The sequence below is a fragment of the Streptomyces sp. NPDC038213 genome (assembly GCF_055600495.1).
Window position 1 is genome coordinate 72,485 of sequence record NZ_JBVJYM010000006.1, and the last position, 11,570, is coordinate 84,054.

The window sequence follows — 11,570 nt, forward strand, 5'->3', positions numbered from 1 at the left end:
AAAGTTCTCGGAATCGGCGTACAACCGTCCGGGCGGCTCGGCGGTCTGGGTTCTTGATCGTTTCGATCGAGAACCGTCACGGGGAAGAGGAAACCGCTCCATGCACGTACGTACCCGCACGACCCGCCGGCGGCTGGCTGCCGCCGTTGCCACCGCCTCGATGGTCGTTTCCGGCGGTCTCGTGGTTCCGCTGCTCGCCGCGAATCCGGCCCGGGCCGCGGCCGTTCCCGGGTGGAACGTCCCCGTCGGCGTCGGCGGGGACGAGTACAGCCCGCAGGCGACCGAGCTGGTCGTGCGTACGGACGGCTCGGCCGTGTCGCTGTGGCGTGAGGGGGACGACCTCTACGCCGCCGTCCGGGCGGCCGACACCGACCACTGGGGCGCCGCGCAGCGCCTGGCCGGCGGGGTCTCCGCGCGGTTGCCCCTCCGCCTGACCGCCGACGCCTCGGGCGGGGCCACCGCGGTGTGGGCGGAGTCCGCGGACGCCGGACAGGGTCGACCCGCCCCGGCCACGCGGCTGGTGAGCGTCTCGTTCCAGGGGCTGACCCGGTCCGCGCCGCAGGAGCTGCTCGCCTCCGCCGCCGGCAGCGTCGTCGACTCCTTCCAGGTGGCGGCGGGCCCCGAGGGCACCGCGCTCGCCGTCTGGTCCGCGGCCGCGGCGGACGGCGCGTCCTCCGGCGTGTACGCCGCTTCCCGTGCCGGTCAAGGGAGTTGGGGCGCTCCGGCCCCGATCGCCGTAGCCGTCGCCGGGGCCGGGAGCATCGACCGGGCCGACGTGGCGCAGACGCCCGCCGGGGACGCCCTGGTCGCCTACCGGCTCACCGGGGCGGACGGCCTGGCCGGCATCTCCGTGTCGGAGCGCAAGGGGACCGGCGGCGCCTGGAGCGCCCCCGCCGTCGCGGCGGCCCCGGAGGAGGGGACGGGCTTCCTGAACGCGGGCGCGGGCCCGGACGGTACGTTCGTCCTGGCGTGGTCGGTCCTGGTCGAGGGCGACGGCACCGTGTTCGCCTCCGTCAAGCGGCCCGGCGCGGCGTGGAGCGCGCGCTCGTACATTCCGGCCGACTTCAGCGACTCGCCCGTCACGGTGCCGGAGCCGCTGATCGCCCCCGACGGCGATGTGACCGCCGTCTGGTGGGAGTGGCGCGACCGCGGCGACTGGGTCAGCCAGACCGTCCAGTCGGCCACCCTCACGGCCGACCGCGGCACTTGGACGAAGACCCTGGTCAGCAGGGGCTCCGCGGACAGCTTCGTCGACGCGGGCATCGGCCCGGACGGCACCGTCCGCGTGGCCTGGACCGAGAGGCGCTACCCCTCCGAAGGCGGGGTCTGGGGCCAGGTGGTCACCGCCGCCCGCACCTCCGGCGACGACGCGTGGACCGCGCCCGCTACGGTCCCGCACGACCGCCACAACAGCCCGTGGGGGGAGACCACGCAGATCGCGGCGGGCCCCGACCGCTCCGCGACCCTGCTGTGGAACTCCGCGGACGGCCCGCAGTCCTCCCGTACGGCCTTCGGACCGCGGATCGGGCTCGTCTCGTCCACCGTCCCGGACACCGCGGCCCTCGCCGGCAGCACCGCCTCGACCGTGGCGTGGAACCCCGTGTGGCAGCTCAGCCAGCTCGCCGACTCCTGGCAGGTCACCCTCGCCGACCGTACGGGCAAGGTCGTCAAGACCTTCACCGACGACCAGCGCCGGCAGCGGATCGCGCTCAAGTGGAACGGCCGTACGGACTCCGGCGCCGTCGCCCCCAACGGCCCGCTGACCTGGCGCCTGACGGCCCGCGGACCGCAGGCGCCCACCGTCACCCCGCTCGCCACCGGAACCCTCGCGGTCACCGGCGGGGCCGCCGTGCACCGGGACTTCGGCTCCCGCACCGGCACCCCCGACGGCACCGGCGACCTGTTCCAGACCACCGCCACGAACCTGCGCGTCCCCTACGGGCACGCGGGCTCGGGCAACTTCAGCGGCAGCACCACCAGCAGCGGCTGGCCGGCCGGCTTCCGGCCCGTCCCCATGGGCGACATGAACGGCGACCGCTGCAACGACACCCTGGTCCGCCTCGCGAACGGCGAGATGCGCCGCTACACCCCCGCCTGCGGGGCCGTCCTCAAGCCCACCAGCCCGTACAAGGTCCTGGGCAGGGGCTGGAACGCCTACGACCAGCTCACCGGCGTCGGCGACGTCAACAAGGACGGCCGCCCCGACCTCGTCGCCCGCGACCCGAAGACCGGCGGCCTCTACCTCTACACGACCACCGCCGCCGGGATCCTCGCCCCGCGCACCGGACTGAGCTCCGGCTTCAAGGCGTACAAGCACATCGCCGGCGCCGGAGACCTCAACGGCGACGGCATCGGCGACCTCCTCCTCCAGGACACCTCCGACGAGCTGTGGCGGTCGTACGGCACGGGGGGCGGAAAGTTCGGCCCGCGCACGCTGCTCGCGAGCAACTGGGGCGGCGGCGCGTACAACGCGGTCGTCGGCACCGGCGACCTGACGGGCGACGGGCTGCCCGACCTGGTGGCCCGCGACACGGCGGGCGGCGTGTGGCGCTGGTCCGGCACCGGCAAGGGAACCTTCCAGGCCAAGACGAAGCTGGGTACGGGCTGGCAGGTCTACAACGGCATCCGCTAGGCAGCGGGGTGCACCTCAGGCCAGGGTCGCCACCGCGCCGCCCGGTTCGAGGGTCGCCTCCACTCCGGGGAGGTGGCGGGCCCAGGAGTCGAGGAGGGGGGTGAGCGCGGCGGGCTCCGGGGGGTTCGGGCCCAGGCCGACGGCGTAGTGGAGTACGCCGTCGGCCTGGGCGTACGGGTGCGGCCATGCGTGGAGTCCCGTCGCGCCCGCCGCTTCCAGCGCGCTCAGCAGGGCGCGCATGCGGCCGCGGGCGCGGCCGTCGCAGTCCTCGAACTCCGCGCGGCGCTGCGGGCGTACGGTGACGACCGCCCAGGCGGCGTGGCGGCGGTGGAGGGGCGGCGGGGCCGTCAGGTGCGGCCACGGGTCGGGGGATGCGGGGTCGGCTGCGGCCTGCTCCAGGAGCTCCCAGGCGCGGTACAGCTCCTCGGTGAGGAGGTCGCGGCCGGACGGTCCGACCTGGGCGGTGCAGCTGCGGACGGGGGTGGTGGGGGTCAGGACGGTCACGGGGGCGGGTGCCGGGGCGGATCCCGCAGCCGGTTCCGCAGCGGGGGCGACCGGGGCGGCCGTACCCGGCAGGGCGACCGGGTCGCGCCAGTCCCGGGCGGCCCAGGTGGCGAAGAAGTGACGGAGCAGGTCCGTTGCGGGGACGGCTCCTGCGCGGTGGCTTCCTACATCCTCGGTTCCCTCGGTGGGCCCGTCCGCAGGCCTGTCGGCAGGCAGGTCCGCGGGCCCGTCCGGAGTCCGGTTCTCAAGGCCCTGCGGGGCCGCGGGCTGTGGGGTCCGGTCCGGGATCGCAGGCGGGGCGGGTGCGGATGCGGGTCGGGGCGGGCCCGCCGGCCACTCCGCGACCGTGATGGCGGCCAGGACGGACCAGGCGAGGCCCGGGAGGCCGCCGAAGGGGGCCGAGTCCAGGCCGCGGGCCGCCGCCCACTGCTTCACCTGGCGGGCCAGGTGCGCGAAGGCCTCCCGGTGGGACTCCGGGACGGCCGCCCGTACCGCGTCGGCGTCGGTGACCGCGCTCAGCGCGAGGGCCGCCGCCTCCCCCAGTCCGGTGCGGCGGGCCACGGCCTCGGCCGGTGCGACCGCGCCGGTGGGCACGATGCCGAGGTCGATGCCCAGGCCGTCGAGGCGGGCCCGCAGGCCGGGGCCGCGGGGCCCGGTGACCTCGCGGATGCGGGAGAGGCCGGGCAGGGCCTCGCGGACCAGGGAGCGGATCCGCTCGGGGGCGGGCGCACCGGGGACCGCGGCGACCAGGTCGAGGTCCGCGCCGGGGGCCCCGCAGCCCATGCGGCGGGAGCCGGCCGTGTGGACGACCGCGTCGGGCAGGGCGGACCGGATGCGCGCGAGCGCGTCGGCCGCCGTCTGCGCGGAACGGGCCGCCGTGGGGGCTGTGGCGGCGGGAGGGGCTGGGTCTGCGGGGCCGTCGGTCCAGCGGAAGGCGCCCGTGCCCAGGGAGACCACGGCGCGGACGCGCATCGGTTCGGCGCCGCGCCGGGACAGCAGTACGAGCTCACCGACGCGCGCGTGTACGGGGGCAAGCCGGGCCGCGCAGGAGGCGGCGAGGCGCTGCGGGTCGCGGCTGCGGGCGAGGGTGAGGTGCGGGGTGAAGGCCTGGGTGCCGCCGTGGCCGGCGCGGTGGCCGCAGCGCGGGAACCGGCGGGCCAGGGCCGCGTGCAGCGCCGCCCACGGCTCCTCCCCCGCGGCTGCCGGGTCGAGCCAGACCGTGGCGTCCTCGCGGTGGCCGAAGGTGTGGACGCCTTCGAGGCGGGCGGTGAAGGGGGCCGACTCCGCCGCGGCGGCGGCGAGGAGGGGCGCGGCACGCTCGAACTCGGCCTCCGGGACGAACCCGAAGAGGAGGTTCACGTGCGGGGGCCAGCGGTCGACCTGCGGATCGTGCGCGGTCCGTACGGCTTGCAGGGCGGGCCACAGGTCGGCCGGCGGGATCCACGCGACGGCGGTACGGGGGACGGGGACGGTGTCCAGCGTGTCGGCGGGGGTGGCGCCGCTGGCGGCGAGGGTGGCGGGGGCGCGGCTGCCGGCGGGGGCGGTCGTCGCGTGTCCTGGTTCCCCTGCGCGAGGCGCGAGGGCCGACCGCTCGGGCCGGTTCGGTCCCGCGGCGGCCGGGGCCCGGCCGTCCCGGTGGTCCCGACCGTCCCGGCGCCGCTGCGGGCGGCGGCCCGCAGCCGCGCGGCCCGGGGCGGCCTCCGCGGATCCGTCCGGCGCCGCCTCCACGGCTCCGCCCACCGCGTCCGGGCGGCCCGCGTCCCCGTCCGCCAGCAGCAGCAGATCGGCCGTCACCCCGTAGTGGTCGGACGGGAAGAGGCCCTGCGGGTCGGGTGCGTCCCCGATGCGGGCGGCGCCGACGGCGCTCAGCCCGGGGCCGCCCAGGAGGATGCGGTCGAGGCGCGAGACCCGGCCGGTGAGGGAGGAGACGGCGGCGAGCGGGTTGGCGGCCGGGTCGAAGGTGGGGGCGGGGTCGCGGGGGCCGCGGGCCTGGGTCCACGCGTCGGCCAGGCCCAGGGCCGCTCCCGGTCCGCCGGGGGCCTCCGTACCGTCGTTGAAGTCGCCCAGCAGGACGTACGGTGCTGCCAGGCCGGACAGGCCCTCGGCGAGGCGGGCCAGTTCGGCGCGCCGGCGGGCCGGGCCGTTCTCCGAGTGGTCGCTGGTCAGGTGGGTGGCGGCGACCACGAGCGGGCCCGCGGCGGTGGCGACCGTGACCGCGGTGACGGCCTTGTGCGGGCCGAGCGCGTGCACCCCGGCCTCCTGTACGGGCAGCCGGCTGAGCAGCAGCAGCCCGTACGTCTCCACGTCCCGGCCGCGCGGATCCGTACCCAGGGTGTGGTGGCCGCGCACCCACGGCTCTCGCAGGAGGAGGTCGAGCAGGGGGCGTTCGACCTCCTGTAGGGCGATCACGTCGGCGTCGGCCGCCTCCAGAGCGGCGAGGAGGAGGGGCCGGCGGCGGGCGGTGGCGATGCGCTCGCAGTCGTAGCGGTCCCAGAGGGTGTTCCAGGTCAGGACGCGTACCCGGGCGGGGGCCGGTGCGGGAGCGGCGGGTCCGGGGGCGGTGGCTTCGGGCTCCGCGGGGCGCCAGTCCCCCGCCCGGTCCCGGCGGTGCGGGGTGCGCGCGGTGAAGAACGGGGCGCGCAGCAGCCGTGGGCGGCGGGCCCGGCCGGCCGCGGTGGCGTCCAGGGCGTCGGTGCCGGTCGCGCGGTCCCAGACGGTCTCGCCGTCGGCCTCGACGAACAGGACGCGGTGCCAGGGGATGTCGCCGCCGGGGGTGAAGGCGGCGAGCGGGATCCGCTTGGGTGCGGCGCCGCGCTGGCCGATGCCGAGCACGAAGCGCGCCGGGTCGAAGCGGGGGTCCCAGCGGACCCGGTGGAAGATCTCCTCGCTGGTGCGCATCAGTCCGTGTCCCCGTTCAGTACCCCGTCGGTGTCCTCTACGGCGCCGCCGGTCCCCACGTACCAGGTGCGGTGCGCCTGTCCGGGGTACGGCGGCTCGTAGCGGTGCACCTGCTCACGCAGGACCGCCTCCGGCACCGGGTGGGTGCGGACGGCGTTGCGGCGCAGCAGTTCGGTCTCGTCCGCGAGCAGTACGGCGTGGGTGGTCAGGGCCCCGCGGCGGGCGGCGACGGCGTGGACCAGCGCGCGCTGGCGCGGCCCGAGGGAGGTGGCGTCCCAGACCGCGTCCTCCCCGCGGGCGAGGGCGGCGTCGAGCCGGTCGAGGCCCTCGGCGAGCACGGCGCGGTTGGCGCGCTGGTCGGCGCGGGAGCCGCGGGCCTGGCGGAGGTCGTCGAGGCTGACGCGGGTGTGGGTCGCCGGGAGTGTGGCGGTGAAGGTGCTCTTGCCGCTGCCGGCGGGGCCGGTGAGGTGGACGAGGCGGGGGTGGCGTGTGGTGCGCAGCCCCCAGGTGGCGGCGACGGCCTCCGCGGCGGTGCCGATCCGGCCGAGGGCGAAGGCCTCGCGGGCGCGCGCCCAGCAGTGGTCGGCGGTGTCGGGGTCGAGTCCGGCGAGGGCCTCCCGCAGCCCGGTGCGCAGGGCGGCGAGGGGGTCGGGGACGAGCAGCCCGGCGTCCTCGGCGAAGAGGGCGGACCACTCGGTGTGCTCCCGGGCCTCCCGGAGCTCGGCGGCACCTTCCGGGCCGGTGCCGGTGCCGGGGTGGGCGGTGAGGGCCGCCGCGGCCACGGCGTGCAGGACGCCGAGGTCGGCGGCGAAGGACAGCCGGACCAGCCCCGCCCGCCGGTGCTCGTCGGGGTACGGGCGGTGGAGTACGGGGTGCAGCCCGGCGAGGTCGGCGGTGCGGCGGGCCAGCGGCATCCCGAGGGTGCGGGCGAGGCGGGGGGCCAGCCGGGCGCGCGGCACGGTCCGCAGCAGGACGGCGAGGGTACCGGCGAGCCGGGCGTCACCGGTCCGGCCGGCCAGCCCGAGCCGGTCCGACACCTCGGCAAGCGCCTCCCGGACCCGGGGATCGGCGGGGTCGGGGACGCCCCTGGTGGGGTCGGGGGCACCACTGCGGGCGGCGCCGGGCCGGGGACTGGCGATGCTTCCGCTGGCGGCGTGGGCTGAGGCGGGGGCTGCGGATTCGGTCGCGGGCCCGCTCGCGGGCCCGGCGGGTACGCCCACGGGTCCGTCGGCGGAGCGCCCCTCCGCTGGGACCGCGGCCAGGTCGGGTGCCCGGCCTGGGGCAGGTGCCGGGGCTGCCTCCGGGCCGGGGGCCCGGCCGTCCTCGACAAGGTCCGCGCCCGGGTGCGGAACACGGTCGGCGGACAGGGCGGGACCTCGGCCACCGGTGCGGTCCCCGGATCGGCCGTCGGTCCGGGGCGCGGCTGCGGCCGTGTCCTGGGGTGGTGTCGTCAGGCCCACGGCGTGGAGCAGGTCCGCGGGGTCGGGGGCGGCGCCCGAGCGGACCGTCCAGAGGGCGGCGGCGGGGCCGAGGCCGTTGGGGGTCACCGCGCCGTGCATCCAGTGGCTGTCGGTGGTGACGTGCCCCGGGCGGACCCATTTGGCCACCCGGTGGGGGAAGGCGGAGCGGTCGAAGCCCCCGGCGTCCCGTACGACGTACCCCTCCTGGCGGGCCGTGTCCGGGCGCAGGGACCGCAGTCGGCGCTCGGCCCGGTCGTCGAGGATGCCGCGCCAGAGGACGGGCGGCACGGGGATGCCGAGGCCGTGCAGGAAGCGGACGGTCCGGTCCCAGGGCAGGCAGTGGTCTCCGTCCCAGACCGAGAACCCGTAGAACCAGCTGTCGAGCCGCCCGTACGCCAGGGAGTGCCGGGCGTAGAGGTTCTCCCCGCAGATGCGGCGGCCCGGCGCGAGGGCCGGGCCGATGCGCCCCTGGAGGGCCTTGACCCAGGCGCGGGAGGGGTGGTGGCCGGAGTCGAGGGAGCGGGCGTGGAGCCCGTCCCGGTAGAGGGTGGTGTTCTCCCCGTCGAGCTTCTCGGTGACCACCACCTCGCGGCCCCGCAGCCCTGCCAGGCCGCCGGTGCGCACGTCGTCGGGCGCGGCACCGGGCGACCAGGGCAGATGGGGCGTACGGGGGTACTGCACGCGCATGTCCACTCACTCCCGGCCTGGTTTCGGTCGGTGTCCATGGTGGGCGGGCGGCAGGCGGTTATCCAGCGAATTCCGGCGGGGGCGGGCCGGCAGGGCCGGCCCGTGGGCGGTCCGGCCCCGCGGGGCGGTCAGTAGGCGCCGAACACGTTGTCGATCGAACCGTAGCGCGCAGCCGCGTAGTTGCAGGCGGCCGTGATGTTCGCGACGGGGTCGTAGGAGTCGGTCGAGGTGCCGGGCACGTGGTAGGCGCGGAACGTCGGGTCGATGACCTGGAGCAGGCCCTTGGAGGGGATGCCCGCGGCGGCGTTGGAGTCCCAGTTGTTGATGGCGAGGGGGTTGCCGGAGGACTCGCGCATGATGTTGCGGTGGATGCCCTGGTACGTGCCGGGGATGCCGTGCTTGGCCATGACCGCGAGGGACTCGCGGATCCAGCCGTCGAGGTTGTTCGGGTAGCTGGTGGTCTTCGCGACGGCCGTGCGCGCGGCGGAGCGGTCGGCGCGGGCGGGGGTGGCGGAACGGTCCGCGGCGGCCGTGCTCTTGGCGGCGGAGGCGGGCTGGGCCTTGGCGGGGTTCTTGGAGCCGATGGTGAGCTTCAGTCCCGGGCGGATATGTGACGAGTCCTCACCGATCACGTTCCGGTTGTCCTCGTAGAGCTTCTTCCAGCCGCCCTCGATGGAATGCACTTCGGCGATCCGGGAGAGGGTGTCGCCCGCGATCACGAAATAGTGCAGCGGGCCCTTCTGCGGGGCGGCGGCGGTCTTCGCGGAGACCGCCTTCGCCTTCGCCGGGGCGGCGGCCGGCGCGGCGTGCGCGGTCGTCGCGCCGAGCAGCGGCAGGGCGAGTACGGCGCCCCCCGCGCCGACGGCGGCGATCCCTCGGGCGAGCGGCGAGTTCTTCGTACGGCGGTGCTTCCCGGTGGCGGGCATGGTGGGTCCTCTCCCGCGCCTACGAGGTGAGCTGTCGGGTTCGGGCAGGAGATGCCCGGCCGCACCGCAGTGCGGCTTCACCCCGAGCCGGTCCGCACGAGTGCGTCCGGCGACTTACCTGGTTCCCCCGCTCCTGCCGTCGCGCTGGGTGGATTCGGTCGGCCGGGCGGCGGCAGGATTAGGCGTTCCACCCGGAATGACGGTGACGCTAAAGGAAATGCGAAGGAAAGGACAAGCCCGGAATTCATCGGGCGAATTCAGAAGGGCGAGGACGGATGATTGGATCATCGGGAAGGAGTCAGGCCGCTCACTCAATCCACTTCTGCGGACTGGCCACTTGGCTTTCTGTGACCATTCCGCTTCACCTTTCCAGTGATTCATGTCACGAGGTCGGGAGGGGCGTGAATTCTGGACGCCGGAGCGGCGCGACGAGACGCCAAGTCATCATATTGACGCCTAAATGCGCAATCGCGGTCAGCGGGCACCATTACCGACCCAATCGGACATATGGCGCCAGGGTGGGGCGGGGTGCGGTGTTCGGGGTGTTCGTGCCCGCCGGCGAGGCGTGCGCCATCGGCTGGTGAACCGGCTCGTGCCGGTCGGCCGGGCGCGGGCGGAGGCGGAGCGGCCGGCCCGGGAGATCACCGCGTTCCCGCGCCTGCGCCTGCGCCACGACCGGCTTTCGGTCCTGGAGCAGCAGGCCTGGACGAGGCGGAGGCGCTGCGCGCCGACGCGCCGTATGCCGCCGGTGCCTCGGCTATCCGTGGCTGAGGTCGATCACGCAGAAGACGTTTCCGTCGGGGTCCTCCAGCACCACGAAGTCCGGGTCCGGCGGGTAGCTGTCCCAGTCGGCCCGCCGGGCCCCGAGCGCGAGGAGCCGTCCGATCTCGGCGCGCTGGGCCGCGGCGTCGTCGGCGTACAGGTCGATGTGGGCCCGCGGGCGGCGCTGTACGGGGCTGTCGCTGCGGCCCAGCGCCACCCCCGGGCCCCCGCCGCCGGGCGGTACGAGTACCGCCCACCGCTCGGTCGGCTCGCCCTGGGGCACGTACCCCAGGGCCTCACCCCAGAACGCCGCGGCGCGCGCCACGTCCGACACACCCATCACGAAGGACCCGAGTCTCAGCATGACACCGAGTCAACCAGACCGAGCACAGAGCCGAATGACGGACAATCGTCCGATGACTCGGATGATCATCAGATGGGTGCGGCCGGTGTGCGCGGGCGCCGTGGTGCTCCTGGCCGGCTGCACCCAGTCCGGTACCCCCGCGGACGAGGTCCGGTCCGCCTCCCGTCCCGCCGCGGCGCCGGGCCCGGTGGCCACCGGCACGGCCGCGCCCGAGGGGGCGGCCCGGCTCGCCGAGCGGTACCGCGGGGCCGGGGGCATCGCCGGGGTGTACGGGATCCTGCGGGCCGAGGGCCCGGCCGGGGTCCCGCAGCTGACGGTGTGGATGAACGGCCCGGAGACCGATGCGCGCGCCTTCGAACGGCTCAGGGCCTCCGTGACGGAGTACCTCGCCCGCTCCGAGGACATGTCCCTCCAACGCGGCTACCTGCTGGACGTGTTCGGGCCCGACGGCCGCCTGCGCCACCGTCTCGACGCCCGCACCTAGGTCGTCCCCGCCGGCCTAGCTTCCCCCCAGGTCGGCGATGAGGGCCGGGAGGCAGTCCGAGGAGGTGTTGGTGCCGGCGAACACCACGGCCTTGATGCCCCTGCCCAGGTCGGCCGCCGCCCGCACCTCCCAGTCGCCCTTGGTCACGATCCGCACGTCGACGTCGCCCTTGCGCTCGCTCTTGCCCTCGGCCCAGCCGGCCTTGACCAGGCCGGCGATGGCGTCCGCGAACGACTTCTCCGGATCGGCGGCGTCACCGGGGTCGTCCGCGGCCCAGTCGACCTTGCACTCAGCGGCCTTGGACGACACCGTGTCGATCGACTCGTCCCGGGTGAACCCGGCCGCCTTCGCGGCCGCGTCGACCTCCTTCGCGACCGTGGCCGCCGGCACCTCCACACCGCTCCCGCCGTCCCCGCCGCCGCACCCCGTCGCGAGCAGGACGAACCCGGCAGCCGCAGCCACCGCACCGGTCTTGCGCACATTCCCCCCAAAACGCCACGCACGAAGGCCTGTTGCCCCCGTCGTACAAGTGTCTAGTTCTACACCGTACGGGTGACCGCGGCCGTGTCACGGGGGCCGTACGGCGAGTCGCCGGGGCGCCCGTGGGAGGAACGGGCCCATGGGCATGGGACGGAGAAGCCTGCTGGCCGGGGCGGCGGCCGCACTCGCGGCGGCGGGCACGGCAGCGGGCGGTGCGTACTCGGGCCGGGCGGCGGGCACGGGCACGGGTACGGGTACGGGTACGAACGGCCCGGCGGCGGCTCGGGCCGCGGACCTGGCCGCCCTCGCCGCCGCACTCGACGGCCGGCTCGTGCGCCCCGGCGAAGCCGACTACCCGAGGCCCGGCAGCTGT

General features: G+C 76.1%; 7 protein-coding genes and 1 riboswitch. Of the genes, 2 read left to right on the top strand and 5 right to left on the bottom strand.

Features of this window, described 5'->3' with window-relative positions:
* Positions 1 to 100: 100 nt before the first annotated feature.
* Complete coding sequence (locus tag ACZ7JZ_RS11895; RefSeq protein WP_470936632.1) at positions 101 to 2,632, top strand: FG-GAP-like repeat-containing protein; 2,532 nt, start codon at positions 101 to 103, stop codon at positions 2,630 to 2,632.
* A gap of 15 nt (positions 2,633 to 2,647) precedes the next feature.
* Here the strand turns inward: ACZ7JZ_RS11895 and ACZ7JZ_RS11900 are convergent, their stop codons facing one another.
* From ACZ7JZ_RS11900 to ACZ7JZ_RS11915, 4 genes are all read right to left on the bottom strand, one after another.
* Positions 2,648 to 6,034, bottom strand: a complete 3,387-nt coding sequence (locus ACZ7JZ_RS11900; protein ID WP_470936635.1) for an RNA repair domain-containing protein — start codon at positions 6,032 to 6,034, stop codon at positions 2,648 to 2,650.
* Positions 6,034 to 8,181 carry an RNA ligase family protein gene (locus ACZ7JZ_RS11905; RefSeq protein WP_470936638.1) on the bottom strand — a complete coding sequence of 716 codons (2,148 nt, stop codon included), beginning with the start codon at positions 8,179 to 8,181 and terminating at the stop codon, positions 6,034 to 6,036. Before ACZ7JZ_RS11905 ends, ACZ7JZ_RS11900 begins: the two co-directional genes overlap by 1 nt.
* Positions 8,182 to 8,309: 128 nt before the next feature.
* Positions 8,310 to 9,107: a transglycosylase SLT domain-containing protein gene (locus ACZ7JZ_RS11910; protein ID WP_470936641.1), complete on the bottom strand. Its 798-nt coding sequence runs from the start codon at positions 9,105 to 9,107 to the stop codon at positions 8,310 to 8,312.
* Positions 9,108 to 9,125: 18 nt separating this feature from the next.
* Positions 9,126 to 9,265: riboswitch (cyclic di-AMP (ydaO/yuaA leader) on the bottom strand.
* A 599-nt stretch (positions 9,266 to 9,864) separates the two neighbouring features.
* Positions 9,865 to 10,233: a VOC family protein gene (locus ACZ7JZ_RS11915; RefSeq protein WP_470936644.1), complete on the bottom strand. Its 369-nt coding sequence runs from the start codon at positions 10,231 to 10,233 to the stop codon at positions 9,865 to 9,867.
* 52 nt (positions 10,234 to 10,285) lie between these two features.
* Between ACZ7JZ_RS11915 and ACZ7JZ_RS11920 the strand changes: the two genes are divergently transcribed.
* Positions 10,286 to 10,717 (top strand): hypothetical protein, encoded by a 432-nt coding sequence (locus ACZ7JZ_RS11920; protein WP_470936647.1) that lies wholly within the window; start codon positions 10,286 to 10,288, stop codon positions 10,715 to 10,717.
* A 15-nt stretch (positions 10,718 to 10,732) separates the two neighbouring features.
* On the opposite strand, the gene ACZ7JZ_RS11925 is transcribed toward ACZ7JZ_RS11920, so the two are convergent.
* Positions 10,733 to 11,197: a hypothetical protein gene (locus ACZ7JZ_RS11925; RefSeq protein WP_470936650.1), complete on the bottom strand. Its 465-nt coding sequence runs from the start codon at positions 11,195 to 11,197 to the stop codon at positions 10,733 to 10,735.
* Positions 11,198 to 11,570: the final 373 nt, after the last annotated feature.